Annotated in this window: 21 protein-coding genes; 13 read left to right on the forward strand and 8 right to left on the reverse strand. The window is 54.1% G+C overall.

The window, feature by feature from the left end:
• Nucleotides 1–3: 3 nt before the first annotated feature.
• On the forward strand, nucleotides 4–1272 hold the full coding sequence (locus GXX82_16580) for a hypothetical protein (GenBank protein NLT24660.1): 1269 nt from the start codon (nucleotides 4–6) through the stop codon (nucleotides 1270–1272).
• A complete protein-coding gene (locus tag GXX82_16585) occupies nucleotides 1272–1688 on the forward strand; it encodes a hypothetical protein (GenBank protein NLT24661.1) in 417 nt (138 codons plus the stop codon). The genes GXX82_16580 and GXX82_16585 overlap by 1 nt, the downstream gene beginning before the upstream one ends.
• A 52-nt stretch (nucleotides 1689–1740) precedes the next feature.
• Here GXX82_16585 and GXX82_16590 read toward each other — a convergent pair whose 3' ends face one another.
• The 4 genes from GXX82_16590 to GXX82_16605 form a co-directional block, all read right to left on the reverse strand.
• A complete protein-coding gene (locus GXX82_16590; protein ID NLT24662.1) occupies nucleotides 1741–2415 on the reverse strand; it encodes a hypothetical protein in 675 nt (224 codons plus the stop codon).
• A 49-nt stretch (nucleotides 2416–2464) separates the two neighbouring features.
• Nucleotides 2465–3079, reverse strand: a complete 615-nt coding sequence (locus GXX82_16595; GenBank protein ID NLT24663.1) for a hypothetical protein — start codon at nucleotides 3077–3079, stop codon at nucleotides 2465–2467.
• 22 nt (nucleotides 3080–3101) lie between these two features.
• Nucleotides 3102–3752 (reverse strand): NAD-dependent DNA ligase, encoded by a 651-nt coding sequence (locus GXX82_16600; GenBank protein NLT24664.1) that lies wholly within the window; start codon nucleotides 3750–3752, stop codon nucleotides 3102–3104.
• A gap of 213 nt (nucleotides 3753–3965) precedes the next feature.
• Nucleotides 3966–4448: a helix-turn-helix domain-containing protein gene (locus GXX82_16605; protein ID NLT24665.1), complete on the reverse strand. Its 483-nt coding sequence runs from the start codon at nucleotides 4446–4448 to the stop codon at nucleotides 3966–3968.
• A gap of 134 nt (nucleotides 4449–4582) precedes the next feature.
• On the opposite strand from GXX82_16605, the gene GXX82_16610 reads away from it, so the two are divergent.
• On the forward strand, nucleotides 4583–4786 hold the full coding sequence (locus GXX82_16610) for a hypothetical protein (protein NLT24666.1): 204 nt from the start codon (nucleotides 4583–4585) through the stop codon (nucleotides 4784–4786).
• A 330-nt stretch (nucleotides 4787–5116) separates the two neighbouring features.
• On the opposite strand, the gene GXX82_16615 is transcribed toward GXX82_16610, so the two are convergent.
• Nucleotides 5117–5335 carry a hypothetical protein gene (locus GXX82_16615; protein ID NLT24667.1) on the reverse strand — a complete coding sequence of 73 codons (219 nt, stop codon included), beginning with the start codon at nucleotides 5333–5335 and terminating at the stop codon, nucleotides 5117–5119.
• Between the two features lie 697 nt (nucleotides 5336–6032).
• Here GXX82_16615 and GXX82_16620 point away from each other — a divergent pair.
• From GXX82_16620 to GXX82_16665, 10 genes are all read left to right on the forward strand, one after another.
• Complete coding sequence (locus tag GXX82_16620) at nucleotides 6033–6494, forward strand: hypothetical protein (GenBank protein NLT24668.1); 462 nt, start codon at nucleotides 6033–6035, stop codon at nucleotides 6492–6494.
• A complete protein-coding gene (locus GXX82_16625; protein NLT24669.1) occupies nucleotides 6491–6805 on the forward strand; it encodes a hypothetical protein in 315 nt (104 codons plus the stop codon). Before GXX82_16620 ends, GXX82_16625 begins: the two co-directional genes overlap by 4 nt.
• Nucleotides 6796–7944 carry a DNA polymerase III subunit beta gene (gene dnaN, locus GXX82_16630; GenBank protein ID NLT24670.1) on the forward strand — a complete coding sequence of 383 codons (1149 nt, stop codon included), beginning with the start codon at nucleotides 6796–6798 and terminating at the stop codon, nucleotides 7942–7944. Before GXX82_16625 ends, dnaN begins: the two co-directional genes overlap by 10 nt.
• Nucleotides 7941–8219, forward strand: coding sequence for a hypothetical protein (locus GXX82_16635; GenBank protein ID NLT24671.1), 279 nt, complete (start codon nucleotides 7941–7943; stop codon nucleotides 8217–8219). Before dnaN ends, GXX82_16635 begins: the two co-directional genes overlap by 4 nt.
• Nucleotides 8210–9943 carry a ParB/RepB/Spo0J family partition protein gene (locus GXX82_16640; protein NLT24672.1) on the forward strand — a complete coding sequence of 578 codons (1734 nt, stop codon included), beginning with the start codon at nucleotides 8210–8212 and terminating at the stop codon, nucleotides 9941–9943. Before GXX82_16635 ends, GXX82_16640 begins: the two co-directional genes overlap by 10 nt.
• Nucleotides 9944–10184: 241 nt before the next feature.
• The gene (locus GXX82_16645) at nucleotides 10185–10754 is read left to right on the forward strand and encodes a hypothetical protein (protein NLT24673.1); all 570 of its coding nucleotides are present in this window, start codon (nucleotides 10185–10187) and stop codon (nucleotides 10752–10754) included.
• Entirely contained in the window at nucleotides 10747–10926 is a 180-nt protein-coding gene (locus tag GXX82_16650) for a hypothetical protein (GenBank protein NLT24674.1), read from the forward strand. The genes GXX82_16645 and GXX82_16650 overlap by 8 nt, the downstream gene beginning before the upstream one ends.
• Nucleotides 10919–11101 (forward strand): hypothetical protein, encoded by a 183-nt coding sequence (locus GXX82_16655; protein ID NLT24675.1) that lies wholly within the window; start codon nucleotides 10919–10921, stop codon nucleotides 11099–11101. The genes GXX82_16650 and GXX82_16655 overlap by 8 nt, the downstream gene beginning before the upstream one ends.
• 91 nt (nucleotides 11102–11192) lie before the next feature.
• On the forward strand, nucleotides 11193–11435 hold the full coding sequence (locus GXX82_16660; protein ID NLT24676.1) for a helix-turn-helix domain-containing protein: 243 nt from the start codon (nucleotides 11193–11195) through the stop codon (nucleotides 11433–11435).
• Nucleotides 11432–12586, forward strand: a complete 1155-nt coding sequence (locus GXX82_16665) for a tyrosine-type recombinase/integrase (GenBank protein ID NLT24677.1) — start codon at nucleotides 11432–11434, stop codon at nucleotides 12584–12586. Before GXX82_16660 ends, GXX82_16665 begins: the two co-directional genes overlap by 4 nt.
• A gap of 129 nt (nucleotides 12587–12715) precedes the next feature.
• Here the strand turns inward: GXX82_16665 and GXX82_16670 are convergent, their stop codons facing one another.
• The 3 genes from GXX82_16670 to GXX82_16680 form a co-directional block, all read right to left on the reverse strand.
• On the reverse strand, nucleotides 12716–13018 hold the full coding sequence (locus GXX82_16670; protein ID NLT24678.1) for a rubrerythrin: 303 nt from the start codon (nucleotides 13016–13018) through the stop codon (nucleotides 12716–12718).
• A gap of 157 nt (nucleotides 13019–13175) precedes the next feature.
• Nucleotides 13176–14024 (reverse strand): putative beta-lysine N-acetyltransferase, encoded by an 849-nt coding sequence (gene ablB / locus GXX82_16675; protein ID NLT24679.1) that lies wholly within the window; start codon nucleotides 14022–14024, stop codon nucleotides 13176–13178.
• On the reverse strand, nucleotides 14017–14616 hold a 600-nt coding region (locus GXX82_16680), incomplete at its 5' end, for a lysine 2,3-aminomutase (GenBank protein NLT24680.1). The genes GXX82_16680 and ablB, both read right to left, overlap by 8 nt.

The following is a 14616-nucleotide window of genomic DNA, read 5'->3' on the forward strand; positions in this document are numbered from 1 at the left end:
CAAATGCAACATAGCTACAACATCACGAACGTCATTGCCAAGGGCGGTGTAGCATATCGAGCGGCGGTCAATGCTGCTCTGCAGGCCCTCGTCTCAAACAATCTCGGGGAAGAGGCCACGGCGACTCCGTATGTGGGCATGCTTCAGTGGTTCGATGAGGGGACTACGTGGATCCTCAAGGCCTACACGGGCGTAGAGGGGCATGAATGGGTGACAATCCTCACCATCGAGACCAGCACGGGGACCGTGACTTTCTCCGAGGAAGGAATCGCCTTCGCCACGGCCTCGGAGGTCCTTGCCGGAGCAATTACCAACAAGATCCTAGCCCCTTCAACCCTCAATGCCGAACTCGTCAAGAATTTGAAACCCGTGGTGAATGCGAGCGTGAACAAGCTCGACCTCCTGACGAAGTCGGGAGGAGCCGTCCCGGATTCGGACAACGTCATAACGGTGGCCATCCCGGACGGCAACGGCTACACGTTTCGCAAGAGATCCGGGGCCTACCTGTCAGGCACATCACAGTTCATCCTTGCCGACGCTACGGCCTACTGGGGTGCCATGAGCGGAGCGGATAAGATAAAGGTTCACAAGTACGCCATCTTTGACGGAACCGGCATCGTGTGGGCCCTCAGTCGCTTTGCTGGCTTTCATAATGTTCCCGCTACCACGACACCAGGCGATGATGATTATGTCCTTCTGGAAGACGGAAGCACGTACACGCGAAGCGCCTCACATCACTGTGTTTGTGTCGGTGAGGCCTGGGCCAATTACAACACCGCGAATACCCCCAATTGGACGTTCTATGATTCATCGACGTCCGCGGAACTGGCGCCGCAGGTCATCTGGAATCCGAAAAGCGACTACGGCAAATCCGTCAGCCTTGCCACCACGATCACTCAGGCATCAGATATAGGTCAATCGGTTGTTTCTGCTGTCGTCAAGCAAGCGGGTGTCTATGAGATATCATATCGACATTCCGCATCCTCCAGCGCTGGAGCATATTGCATCGGTGACGTGATTATCAAAACGGGATCAGCCACCTACGGATCTGCGACGATACAATCGCAAAATCGACACTGCAACATAGACGATGCCGGCATCGCCGTCGGAAACTCAGACTCGATGTCAACGTACAAGAAGAAAGTGTACCTTAATAATGGGGATACCATTCACGGCGGCAGTAATGTCTATTCAGCATCTGGGAACAGGAGCGTACACGGGAATGACACTTATATTGGATGTACCATGTTATCGTTCAGGAGGACTGACTGATGAATGCAAGTATCGTGTGTACCCTCTTGGCTGAGAGGATTGACCCGACAAAGTTTCAGGTGTGGGGAACGGAAATCAAGTGGCTGGTTGAACCGACCGCCGGGGAGCTGGCGGCTGCCGCTGACGTTATTGCCAATTACGCCACCCTCGAAGCCGATTACCTGGCCATCCAGGAGGCCCTTGCCAACCGTGTCACGTCCCTCACTATGCGCCAGGCGCGTCTACAGATGCTGGCCATGGGTGTTCTGTCTCAGGTCGAGGCTGCAATCGCCCAGGCAGGTCAGGTAGCGCAGATCCAGTGGGAGTATGCGACAACCGTCGATCGAGATAACACGCTTTTCCAGAGTATAAAGACAGCGCTCGGGTTCACAGATGAACAGGAAGAGGCCTTCTTCAATGAGGGGAGTCGGTGGTAGACCTGTATTCTCAAATTTGCCCCGTTGAACAATGGTCAAAGGCAAGCTTGCATTACGTAGCACTAAGGAGGGTTGTCTCGTAAATGTCCTGCTTGAGGTCTGCCAATCTGGTGATCAAGTAAACGCACGTATAGCGCTGCGCCTGATTTTTCAGGTCGTGATACCCGACGGTTATGGAGACTAATACAGCGCTCTCGTAGCCTTTGGCCATGTCGTTGAAGCGATCCCTGTGATACTGAATTCTGATCGGAGTTACATCCTGCTCTGGCAATATTTTGAGATGATCTGTCCCCGTCCACGATGTGGCCAGAAGCCGTGTTGCTTTCGCCTTATCCTTCCAGTTCTTCACGATCTCTATTTTCCATTTGAAAGAAGCATTCTTTTCGACACTCTTCCCATAGTTCTTTAACACGGGCGAAATTTGAACTACATTTTCACGAACTTTCTCGACCCTCAACTCTTTGATTGCGCAAGCGGGATCGTTAAGAAGCTGAGTCAATTTAAGCTGATCAAGAGCAGCAGAGGTCTGCGACTGAGTCAGTCGGAGTTGGGTGAAAGCAGCATCGGCTTGCCGGCGGGTTTCCGTGATTTGTTCGTCGAGCTTGCCAAGGTTGCAGTACAGCACGCCAAGGGTTAGTAAGTAGGCTACGAGAATGAGGGACTGAACCAACGTGTCCTTGTTCAGACCTACCCAGTACTTGTTATAATACTTCCTAAAGGGCTTCATGGCGGAATTCTATCCTTTTCGAACCTCAAGAAGAAGTGGATGGTCAGCATTAAGGCGTTGCAGGAGGCTCATTGTCGTCGGCTAGCAAGCATAACGGTTCAAAAACACGGCCTGGCGCATTCTTAAAGATGGCATTCTTGGCGTGTTCACAGGTTATCCATGGCTTGTTATATAGAAGACTCTCCATCCGCATGAAGAAAAGCGAATAGACTTCCTTGTCTGAAAACGGAGCTCCGACGTTGACGGGACCGGTTGAAGCTGTGGCACCAACGCCACCCCAACCGCCTTGAACTCCAGGGGTCATCGTTGCCGTTGGGATAATGCTCTGAGCCGAGGAACCGACGTATAGTTGCGTGATGACATCAGTGTCCTTTTGAACGGCTGTTACGTCAAAGTTGTAGCTGCCAAACGAAGCTGCCAACACAGCATAGATAAGGTATTTGCGGGAGCCAACCATCTTGTTTGGAAGGTGATGTATTTGAACGTCGCTCGGATCCGCGAGTCTGAGTACCTTTTCGCTGGTCTCCAGAACCTTGTCAACTGTGGTATCCTTGAATGTACGCTGGGTCATATCCAACCACTCCTGGCGGGTAAGCTGTGGCGGGGGCGTAGCGCAGGCCGTGAGAAGAACTGAGATTGCTGCGATGAACAATAAGGGTTTCATCAACGTTCTCCTTGCTCTATTCTCAAACTAAGTGCTGTGTCCAGTGTTCCTCGGATACGATCCATGGCTTCTTCTTCTTTTGCTTTAGTTCCATAGCCTTTTCTATCTTTCTTCCGTAAGAAGAATGAATCCAATCAGCGCTGCTCATGGTGCCAACGACAAGGTAATCGGTTCCTTGAGTAACGTTCTTGCTGATTAGCCCCTGTCGAAGAGTTGTCTCGGTTTCGCAGCGTTCTCGGGTACCGAAGGCAAAGACGCCGGTGAAGCAAAAGCTGTTTGCCGGGATAACTATTTTGGGCAATGGGTGGTCCAGGGGCAACGAAGACGATGCCTTCACTCTTTTGTTGTCTTGACCAGCTCCCGTGAATTCCATCAGAAGAGATAACAGTTGCTTTCGTTCGCCGTCGTCAATGATGCCATCGAGCAATATCTCTCTGATGCGTTGGTAGAAAACGTTCACGGGGTACAATTCCTTGAATTCACTGTTTTCTGCTATCCATCCTTCGAGAAACCTTATTTCCTCATCCGTAAGACTTTTATCCACTATGCATCCCTTGCAGATACCGATGAGCTCATCAATGACTCGATCACTTAGGCGCTTCATGTTGAACCTGTGGTAATATGGAGTATTCGCTGAATTCTCGGGATTATGTCGAATGATGTATCTTTTCACGACGCCCCCCTTTAAAATGAAAGCTAAATCAACTGCTTGTTTCTCGGTTAAGCCACGTCCAATATAGCAAATCATGCAAATAGAACAATCTCAACGGTTCCAGGTAGATGACAACCACTCCGCGGTCCTTGAGCCCTTTCCAGTGCTTGTACACTCCAGCATCCCTGTCTTGATGGTCTTCGAGCGTCTCATCCAGCCCGCCCCTTATTACCGTTATTCCCCGCCCACACGATGTTTGTCTCTCCGATGCTTGCTCTCCCCGAGTGATTCCCGAGTCTTAAAGTCTGACTCGACGTCCGATTTCTCGAGCTTTGCCTTCCGATCGACGGATATCTTGAAAGCCTTAATGTTCTCAGTGATGGCGGTCTTCATGATAGCGTCATCTGATTCGAGGATATCTATGAGGTCGCTTACCAGGGCTTGGGTACCCGGCTTCACCGAACGCAATCGAGTCAATGGGGTATCGCCCTCTTCGATGGTCTGGGTACTCCTGATCATCGATCCTTCGCCCGTGAGAAGCCAGTGGGCGTCAACATCGGTATTCCGAACAATCTTTTCGAGCGTATCTGCCCTGGGCTCTGAGTGTTCGTTTTTTATTTCAGAAAGGGACCCCTGAGCAATACCAATAATACGAGCTAACTCGGCTACTTTGTAGCCTTTATGTAAGCGGTATTCTTCTATCCGTTTGCCAATCATCTTAAGCTCGTATAGGCATACCGATATTTTTTGCTTGACAACTATTGGTATGCCAATTATGATTGTTTCCAATGGAAGGGACCACTGGAAAATCCGAAAAAAGAAAGAAAGGCACCCTGAAGGAGGCCATCTCCATGAAGCAGGTCGGCATCCGCGATCTGTCCGAAAAAGACGAAGAGCAACTCGTAGAGACGATATTCAACATGCTGGTGGGCTTGGAAGAGGACGTTGCCCTGGACATACTTGCTTCTGTTGAGGGTGACATTGAGAATAATCTCATTGTTGCTCCGCGGCTGAAGGACCGTTTACACCAGGACGCAGGCTATGACCGCACTTAAAACAATATCTGGCCGTTTCAGTCCGGATCTTCTCATTGCAGGAAGGGTTTGGACACTTGGCGATCAATTCCGTGCCGCACTCCTCGCAGTATTTGACGTCCCCTGCGTTCACGCCATACATGCAGCTGGGACATATTCTCATACGATTCTGCCTTGGCATATCTCCATCTCCTGCACACAGGGCAAGGGGGTCACGTCGAAAGACGTGTCAAATAACCCTTCTAGGTATCCCCTTGCCTTTCTTTATCAAGCGTATCCCCAAAGGAGTCTCTCATGAGCCCTTCTAAAACCGTGACCCTTAAAATAGTTCCCGATGCCAAGCCCATTCTTCTAATCATTAAACTTCTTTGCCGTGCTGTGAACATCAGCAAGACCCCGATCGAGCTTGGCGAAGATTTGTCTGAACTGGTTCGTATCGAGACGGATCACGGTTCCGCACGCGCAGGTGAACTTCACGTTACCCTTTACCCATCTGACAGATTTCTTCGCCACGCGGCCGCATTTCTTGCAGACAAGCTCGATCTCGACGCCGTCAAGGACATCGGCCATGAATAACCTCCTCCAAACCCTCAGAAACGAGTCCTTCCGTGCCCGGGAGACGGTCCACAGATTGAAGGCCCGGGTGCTGAATGAACGGGCCGGGCTGGAAGCGGATCCGCTTGTGAGAGAAATCCGCCTCGCTAAGAGCCGCCTCGAACTGGCCAGGGCTGAACGCATCAAAGCAAGGATGGAAATCTCCTCTCCGCAACCTCATAAGGGTCCTCTATCCTGGTGTCCTCGCCGCGTCAGAGGGTATATCCAAAGACTACTCATTGCTCTTTTTCTCGATGCATACGACCGGAACGTAGGTTGCCTAAAATCAGCTCTAGAAAACTTTCCGTGCGATCCACACAGAGGCTCTCGATGTCACTGAAAGACAGGCCCATAATCTCCTCTCTCTTTACGGTGAGCTTAACCGAGCATGATCTGCTTTGCTCACCTATCGCAACGTCGTGTTCATATATGCCAATCTCAACACGCTCTAATTGCGCGCCGCGGGCACCCTTGAGAGAGACTGCGACCGAAATAGGCATCGGCACCTCCTTTTCGCCGTCAACAAAAACCTCCCCCGCCCGTACACGTGGCGGTCTTTTCCTTCGACAAGATGATTCTGTCACGGGGCGGGGGCTGATGTCAAATAGTTTCATGAGTATAGAGTCACATCAAAATGGCAGGGTTTCAATTATGCATCAAGGGGGAGGGTGTAATGCACTCATATGAAGCCATGCAGGAGGCAATTCAAGGAAGGACCGTCGACCATGCAAAGGCTCTAGGTGTTTCCGTGAGCCTGGTAGCGAAGTGGCAGGAGCCGCACGTTGATTTCACGGACTCAGGCGCTTACAATCCCCTCGATAGGATAGCCACAGTTCTCGAGACGGCTCTTCGCCTGGGCATCCCACGCCCACACGCTCTCTCTCCCATCTACTATTTGAACCATCGCTTTGACCTGGTTTGTTTTCCCTTGCCCGCTCACGGCGCCGGCACCGCGGTGAACGATGAGCTCATCAAGACGATTAAAGAATTCTCCGACCTCGCCCAGGCCACGTCCGAGGGCCTCATGGACAGCAGGATCTCGCACATCGAGGCGAAGAAGATCATCCGGGAGGGTCGGGAGGCCTTGAGGGCGATCGGTGCACTCCTGGAGGTAGTCAAGGAGGCGATAAGATGACCTCAAAAAATTTTTGCTCAAAAGCTCGTGTCATCGTTTCTGAGGACAATGATTTATCACTTTTGACCACAAGTGAGGGGGACCTTTTTGAGGAGATCCTTAACGGGATCCTCGTGGCCGTCATCATCTTCGTGGTCGTATGGATGATCCTCGCAGAGATAGGCAATAATCCGAATTACCGTAGTGGGGCAGCCCGGCCCGGCCGGCAGCTTGGCCTCCACGAATACTACGCTATTGAGGGGGCCCGCGCACCTTCTGATCATCACCATGACCGCGGGCTCCCTCGCAATGAGGAGACCTTATGGAAATAACCATAGATCGCCAGTACCTGCAGAGCAAGGTTGATATCGTCAAAGCTGTAACGAAGCACAAGAGCCTCCTCGCCGTTACCCGGTCCGTGCTCATCGAGCTCGACGGAGAGCATGGCAAGATATCCGCGACGGATCTCGAGACGTCCGCCATCACGGGTTTCGCTGGTGCGAACGGTGACGAGAGCCTCAAGATCGTAGTTCCCGCCGGCACTCTGTCGGACATCCTCGCGAGCATCGGAGACCAGGAGATCACGCTGATCGTCGGGGACGGAGAAAATGTCCTGAAGATTGAGCAGGGCCGGGTGGAGATCGGCCTCGCCCTCATGGATCCTGAAGAGTTTCCGGACATTGAGGTCCTGAACGATACGGAGGCCTTCCAGATAGCTGCCAAGGACATCCTGCGCGGTTTGGGAAAGGTCCTTTATGCCGTATCCGCGGACGACAAACGCTTCATCCTTACCGGCGTCCTCATGCAGGCCAAGGGCGGAGAATTCAGGATGTGTGCGACGGACGGCTTCCGGATGGCCCTTCTGAAAAAGGAGGTACCCGACCTACCTGATTCTCCCCAGATTGTCATACCCGGGAGGAACATCAGGCTCCTGAGGGAGATCCTGGACGAGAACGCGACCGTTGGAGTGATCATCAACGAGGCAAAAGTCCAGTTCATGACGACGCAGGCGACCATCATCTTCCGCACCCTGCAGGACGCATACCCGAATTACGAGAGCATCCTTGCGGCCACCGGCACCCACAATATAGCTTTCGCCAAGCGCATCCCGTTCCTGGAATGCCTGTCCAGGATGGCGGCGCTTGCCACGAAGAACGATCCCGTCAAGCTCACGAGAACCTCGGCCGGAGGCCTGACGGTCCGGATGGAATCCGAAAAGGGCTACGCCCAGGAAACGATCGATTGCGAGTTCAAGTCCTCCGACGAGTTCGATTTCGCCTTCAACCTGAAATATCTCCTCGACGCCGTGGAGCATATCGACAGCGACCAGCTCGTCATACGCTACCCCGGGGCCTACGGGGTAGTGGTCCTGGATTCTGTCGACTACGTCTGCGGTGTCATGCCGATCCGGACGACCGGCGACTGGACCCCCGATCGAACAGCAGGCCAAGGCCGGCGGAGGTCAGGATGAGTGAGATCGGAAGGGAGATCTTCGTCAAGAGTGTTCTTCCCCTGGAACAGCGGGAGGATTCGCTGCTTTTCGAGATGAGTTTCACAGACGCCGAAGGGAATGCATTCAAGTCCCGCTTCTTCGTACGAAACCACAACGTGGGCCTCTTCAATATGGCCCTCAGCAAGATGCGTCCCCTAACAACGGCAAGCGTTTCCCATACTTCCCCCAGGGGCCCGGCTCTCCTATCCGGAGGCCGGGCCTCCAACAACACCGGAGGTCAGTCGTGCCCGTAGCCAAGAAGGCAACCAAGACATCGGGAACCAGGAAGAAAGCTCCAACCAAGAAGCCGGAGAAGGTCCGGCCGGTTAGCGAGGATATCCCCAAGACCCATGTTATCTCACACCTTGCACTGGATGAGATCCTGCCGAACCCCAGGAACCCGCGAAAGACCTTCAATGATGTACCCTTCACCGAGCTCGTCTTGTCGATCCAGGAAAAGGGTGTGCTGCAGCCCATCATCGTCCGGCCGCTTGTGGACTCCGAGAGCGACAGAAGGAAGTACGAGATCGTAGCCGGTGAGAGAAGGTGGAGAGCGTCGGTCACTGCAGGGATGGTCACAATCCCCGCGATCATCCGGGAGCTCACCGACCGGGAGGCCTTCGACGTCATGGTCATCGAGAACCTTCAGAGGGAGGACCTCGATCCCCTCGAGGAGGCTCGGGCATTCGAGGCCTACGCGACAGAGGGCGGCGATGTAGAGGACCTCGCCAACAAGATCGGATCCGATCCCCGGTACATCCGCCGGCGGGTGCGGATCCTGACGTTGCCCGAGGAAATCTTGACAGGGTGGCGTGACGGCAAGGTATCCCTGGGGCATCTCGAGCAGCTCATGAGACTGTCGCGCAAGGAAGATATACTCGAATGCTACAAGAAGGCAACCGACGAATACAGTCCTTGGTCGGTGGCCGACCTAAGAGAGGAGATTGACGACCGCTCTCCTGAACTCAGCACCGCCCTCTTCGACACGGGAAACTGCGAGACTTGCACCATGAACACGTCCATCCAGGGAGGTATCTTCGGGACCGACTTCACCGCCGAAAAGGCCCTGTGCCTCAATCCCAAATGCTTCAAGGAAAAGCAGGTCAACTACCTCACGGAACACTGGAAAGAGACAGAGGCCGCGGCAGAGTTTCAGACCAATGGTTTTGAGTTGGTTGAGGATATCAATTACGCGGACTATAGCCCTTTCTACTCGCACCATACCGACAAGCTATCCGCGTGCACGGAATGCTCGAAGCTTGTGTCGATCCTCGAACTGAGCGGCCACGTCCGTCTTGGCAGGGCGTGCATGGGCAGCAAGGACTGCTATCGGGCGGTCTTATCCGGAAAAGATGAGTCCGGATCCGGGGCCAATGGCAAGAACACCAGGGTGAATAACATCGGCCCCGAGTTCCAGGACAGGTTTTACCGGGAACGGGTCCCCGTAGAGGCGGCCAGAATGCCGTTCGAGGATGAGCATATCCTCCGCCTCATCGCCCGGAGCCTTCTCTCGGCGAGCTCCAAGAGCACCGAGGAATTCAAAAAGGCCTTCGGCGTCAAGGGCAGCTGGTATGAAGACAAGGAGAAGATATGGATTGCCCTGGAGGCACTTTCCAGTGATGATCTCATCCACTGGATCCGGAAGACGGCTCTCTATTTGACCCTCGAAGACGTCCAGGCCGGTTTCGATATGCCGATGAAGCATGCTATCGGTAGGCACTTCGGGCTTGATCTCGCTCGGGACTGGATTCTTCACAAGGAATACCTGCAGCGCAAGACGATCCCGGAGATCCTCGCCATCTGTAAGGACCTGAAGCTCCTCGAGGGCCCGGAGGTCAAGACGTTCGCGGCAACGAAGCTCCGGCTCAAGACTGAGAAATACGACACCCTCAGAAAGAAGGACCTGATCAGGCTCATTCTCGAATCCGGCATAGATCTCACGGGAAAGGTGCCCAAGGAGATCCTGAAGACAAAATGATATGCCTCTGATATGCACAAAATGCGATCGCCCCGAGGGACAGAGGGAAGGCAACGAGATTCATTGCCGATATTGCGGCAACGTAGCTATAGACGGAGTCGAGCCGAGATGGCCGTTCAAGGAACAGGAGATTACGAAGCGAGACGTGCCAGTAACCGGTCAGATCCTGCCCGGAGCCTGTTGCAGCGAGGGGCAAAGCCCGCTGCAGCTTGCAGAGAGTGTTAGGCCAAAGGAGGCTGATATGGGAAAGAAGAAGTGCAGCGTCGAAGGATGTGAGAAACAGTCCTGGGTCGATGGCCTCTGCCACCGGCATTATACCGAGATGCGCGGCGAGTATGTACCGAAGAGGAAATATCCTCCCCGGACAAAGCACGCCACGAAGGATCCCGCTCCTGAAACGAGAAAGGCCCCGGCTGAAACGAAAGCCCCAAAACCCGAGACCAAAGGACGGAAAAGGCGGCCCGCGATTCCTGCCGGCTTTCCTGCTGGCGTTCTGGACGGAGAGGCTACGCCCCCATCTCTCGAGCCGGGCGATACCGCTGTCATCGTGAAGTTCACGGGCTGCGATCAGCTTCTGGAGGACCTCAGGGTTCTTGCGAAGAAGGAGTTCCGGAACATTGATGCTCAGATCCTGTACATAGTAGACCAGTATCTCAAAATGCCGGTGCTCGACGGCGCCGCTGCGCCTCTCACAGGGAGGATTGACGCGGTCTGCATTGACAGCGAAGAGAGGGTTGCCTCCCTCTGGCTCGATGCCTTCAACCGCAACGTCTGCGGTTTGAGGAACGTGCTGGGGTCCAAAAGTGCCTAAGGTCCTGTACGCCGTTTTCGACCGCAAGAAGGGGATCCTGAAACGCTCCTCGAAAAAGGGGAAGGTTTTGAACTTCTTCGCGGCGCAGCCATTCGGAACACGCAAGCATCTCCTCATTGCCGAACGGGAGATCTTTCCCGGGAGAGACTACTGGAGGAGGATACATGTTTAAGCGCAGGAAGCGCAGAGGAGCACGGTGCATGAGCTTTTTCCAGGGAGCCTGTTTTGCCTATCTGATCATAGCGCTCTCCCTTTTCGCTTCCGCGGCTTTCTTCGCTCACGGTGATGTCAAACGCGGCTTCTATTGGTTCTTTGCCGCGGCGCTGAACATAACGGTGACGGTATGAATGGATATCTGATCTTTTTTGTCGGCGTTTTCATAGGGATCATGTTGCTGAGCTTCGCACTGAGCATGATCTCGTTCATTGGAGGAAGGAAGTGACCGTAAGAATGGCATCGGGACAGGTGTTAGAAGGGCGCAGGTGGCTTTCGCTCGCCGAAGCCGCCCGATATGTCAGCCTCTCAGACAAGACCCTCATGAAATACGTGAACGCCGGCGTGATCTATGGAACCCGCAAAGGGGGGAAGTGGCTGATAGACCGGGCGTCGATCGACACGTGGCTCGAGGAAGACAAGATCAAGCTGTTGAACCTTGTCAACCGGAGGAGGGCGGTTCGTTGACAAATAAGAGACCCAGGGATATAAATGTAGCGATGAGACATGAGTATCCGGTCCTGAAGAAGGAGCCAAACGGGTATTATTACATCTACTATAACCGCCTGAAGAGGATCTCGCTGGGTGTCAGGGACGAAGCCACCGCCCTTAAGATCTTCAACATCGAGAAACAGCAATACCTGGACCACCTGAAGGAGAACGTCCTTTTCATATCGAAGAAGAAGGGCGATTATACCCTGGATGAATACAAAAAGCTCTACCTGAAGCTGGCCAAACAATGGAAGAGAGACGAGACGATCAGGATCGATGAGCTGGTCCTCACCAAGCTGTGTGATTTCGAATACCAGGTACCGGACTCGGCTGTCACGATCAGGGTAGGTTCTCTCGTGGTGGATAGCATCAAGCGTTTCTCGCTGATCATAGCGTCATTTCATGAAAAGCAGCTCGAGGCTTGCAGCCACACTTCCCTGAATGTGTATATCCGCCACCTCAAGAGCATATTCCAGTACGGTGTCGATCACGAGTACCTGACCAAGAACCCGTACGCGAAGGTGAAGCAATCCCGGGTCCAATGGCAGCCGCCGCGGGTGTTGAGCGACAGGGAGATAACGAAGATCCTCAGCCTCCAGCCGAACAAGGAGAAGAAATTCACGCCGGATCCGGAGTTCCTGATGATGGTCGAAGCATACCTGTACACGGGTTGCCGTTGCGCCGAGCTCGTCAATCTGAGCCGCAAGGAGGACGTAAGGTCCGATCACATCGTCATCAGAAATACCAAGACCGGGAAGTTCAGGGTCATCGATCTGAACGAGAAGGGCAGGGCGGTCTTCGCCAGGATCCCGAAGCGGGGCCGGAGACTCTTCCCCCGGTGGCGCCCGCAAACGGTGTCTCACATGTTCCTGGAGTATGCCCGGGTAGCCGGAATACACGACGTGAACCTCCATGACCTCCGCCACACCTACGCAAGCCGGTGCCTCGAGGCCGGCATGAGCCTGGCCACCGTCCAGATCCTCATGGGCCACGAGAGCATCAACACGACGATCAAGTTCTATGGCCATCTATCACGGGAGCATATCAAGAGGGAAGTCGAGAAACTCTCGTACGGATACACGAAACAAACGCAACAAATGAAGGTTGTAAGTGATGAAGATGATTAACCTTTTATTTTACCTCCGTTCTCTCTTAATCAATTGGTCCAAGGTTCGAATCCTTGACGGCCCACCAAAACATTCTGAAGTGATTCCGCAAGTCAGCTATTTCATCCGAGCGACGTTCCCGGCTTCAGCCTACTTCAGCTTCCCGATCTCCTCCTCGACCTCTTCGGCCCCCTCGGCATAGAACTTCTCTTCATCGGGGGCCAGTTCGCGGAGCAGGCGGAGGAACTCGCCGGCGTGGACGCGTTCCTCATCGGCGATGTCGCGAAGGACCTCTATAGCGAGCGTGTTGTCCGTCGACTCGGCAAGCTGCATGTACAACTGGATCGCCTCGTACTCGGCGGCGATCATGAACCGGATCGCACGAATGAGCTCCTGGTCCGTGAGCTTGCGGTTGTTTGCCAATCCTGAAAAAGGTGATCCGAATTCCGGCATGGTAAACCTCCTTCGATCTTGTTTCTGTATAGCTCGTCACCCGGCGCTGGTTGCCTGTCTGATATCCACAACGTAAGTGTGCTCTTTGCGACTTGTACGAATTCTAGTTTGCATTCTGTCTGGTGTCAAGACTGCCAGTGGAAGAGGGGGGGTGCTGTCAGCCCCCCAGGTGTTTGTACCAGACGTTCATGCTCTCTATCTGTCCCGATATGTTGGTGTTGTTGATCATTCTTCCACCGTACCGGTAGCCGCATCTGGCGAAGGTGAGGTTCATCCCCGGGGAGGATGATCTGGCTATGGTGTACGCCGTTATGATGCGTTCGGCGCGCATCGCCTCTTCCATCGCCCGGAGAAGATGCACGGACAGGCGGCATCCCCTCCACTCGGGGAGGGTCGCGAAGTCGGTCATCTCCACGCTTCCACACTCTTTGTCCATTTCCGCCGAGGACAGGGCGACAAGGGTTCCCACTGTTTCGATCCCGAAATAGCGAACGTGCGTTTCCATGGTTTCAAGAAGGTAGGATGGGTCGTGGATAGGGAAGGGATAGGATGGAAAGACCGTTGAGTAGATCTGAGCCATCCTGGGGGTATCGTCCGGGGAACACACGCGCAGGAGGAAACCATCGGGAAGCGCTGCCGGGGGTGACGCTGAATCCTTCAGGTAAAGATCGAGCAGGCTGTCGAGCACGGAGCGGTTTTCCTCACGGGTCCGCTCGTAGGACAGGTAGAACCCGAGAAAGGCCGCATCCTGAGACCCGTTGTAAAAGCCGGGGATACGGGCTTCCACCTGGAAACCGTGACGGAGGAACGCTTCCTGCGCGGAATCGGGCACCTTGGCGAACACCTTGGAATACCCCTGTTCCGTTGCCTTCGCGATAAGGCCCAAGGCCACCTTCTCGGGATCTAAAGGTCCGAGCTTCATGAGGTAGACCCTGTCGTTCGAGGGACCGTGCTGGATGAGGCAGCCCTCAAAATGCTCCAGCGTGTCAACGGGTCTATCAAGCATCATCGTTCGACCGTCTGTTGTGCCTCTCATTGTCTGCGGGAACCAGGGAGATCGTGTCGTCATAGTCGGCGAGAAGCCCCTCGATACCTATGCTGGTATGTTCCACGCTGTCGTCGAGTTCGAGCTGCAGATCGCATTGGGCGCAATTCCGGTCGCAGAAGACGGGTTCGTATGAATCGGGTTCCTTGTATGTGGTGATAACACCTTCGTAGTTTCTCAGCACCACCTTGTTCGTTGACCAGGAAATGAGATAGTGGGGCATGACGGGGATCTTCCCTCCGCCTGCCGGCGCGTCGATCACGTAGGTCGGCACGCAGAACCCGCTCGTATGTCCGATGAGGCTTTCCACGATCTCTATGCCTTTGCCCACGGGTGTACGAAAATGGCTCAACCCCTCGGACAGATCACACTGGTAGAGATAATACGGCCTGACCCGGTTGGCCACCAATTTATGGACCAGCGACTTCATGATGCGAGGACAATCGTTGATGCCCGCCAGAAGGACGGACTGGTTGCCAAGGGGTATGCCCGCGTCGGCGAGCTTGGCCAGGGCCCTTCGGGAGGAGGACGTTAGTTCCCGGGGATGGTTGAA

This window comes from Syntrophorhabdus sp., from assembly GCA_012719415.1.
Classification (GTDB): domain Bacteria; phylum Desulfobacterota; class Syntrophorhabdia; order Syntrophorhabdales; family Syntrophorhabdaceae; genus Delta-02.

What these genes read in the sequence shown, in the direction of transcription:
- GXX82_16615 (NLT24667.1), bottom strand. Translation starts at nt 5,335, where the DNA reads ATGGCCGATGTCCTTGACGGCGTCGAGATCGAGCTTGTCTGCAAGAAA.
- ablB (NLT24679.1), bottom strand. Translation starts at nt 14,024, where the DNA reads ATGCTTGATAGACCCGTTGACACGCTGGAGCATTTTGAGGGCTGCCTC.
- GXX82_16620 (NLT24668.1), top strand. Translation starts at nt 6,033, where the DNA reads ATGCACTCATATGAAGCCATGCAGGAGGCAATTCAAGGAAGGACCGTC.
- GXX82_16580 (NLT24660.1), top strand. Translation starts at nt 4, where the DNA reads ATGCAACATAGCTACAACATCACGAACGTCATTGCCAAGGGCGGTGTA.
- GXX82_16670 (NLT24678.1), bottom strand. Translation starts at nt 13,018, where the DNA reads ATGCCGGAATTCGGATCACCTTTTTCAGGATTGGCAAACAACCGCAAG.
- GXX82_16595 (NLT24663.1), bottom strand. Translation starts at nt 3,079, where the DNA reads ATGAAACCCTTATTGTTCATCGCAGCAATCTCAGTTCTTCTCACGGCC.
- dnaN (NLT24670.1), top strand. Translation starts at nt 6,796, where the DNA reads ATGGAAATAACCATAGATCGCCAGTACCTGCAGAGCAAGGTTGATATC.
- GXX82_16635 (NLT24671.1), top strand. Translation starts at nt 7,941, where the DNA reads ATGAGTGAGATCGGAAGGGAGATCTTCGTCAAGAGTGTTCTTCCCCTG.
- GXX82_16655 (NLT24675.1), top strand. Translation starts at nt 10,919, where the DNA reads ATGTTTAAGCGCAGGAAGCGCAGAGGAGCACGGTGCATGAGCTTTTTC.
- GXX82_16610 (NLT24666.1), top strand. Translation starts at nt 4,583, where the DNA reads ATGAAGCAGGTCGGCATCCGCGATCTGTCCGAAAAAGACGAAGAGCAA.
- GXX82_16590 (NLT24662.1), bottom strand. Translation starts at nt 2,415, where the DNA reads ATGAAGCCCTTTAGGAAGTATTATAACAAGTACTGGGTAGGTCTGAAC.
- GXX82_16605 (NLT24665.1), bottom strand. Translation starts at nt 4,448, where the DNA reads ATGATTGGCAAACGGATAGAAGAATACCGCTTACATAAAGGCTACAAA.
- GXX82_16625 (NLT24669.1), top strand. Translation starts at nt 6,491, where the DNA reads ATGACCTCAAAAAATTTTTGCTCAAAAGCTCGTGTCATCGTTTCTGAG.
- GXX82_16585 (NLT24661.1), top strand. Translation starts at nt 1,272, where the DNA reads ATGAATGCAAGTATCGTGTGTACCCTCTTGGCTGAGAGGATTGACCCG.
- GXX82_16645 (NLT24673.1), top strand. Translation starts at nt 10,185, where the DNA reads ATGGGAAAGAAGAAGTGCAGCGTCGAAGGATGTGAGAAACAGTCCTGG.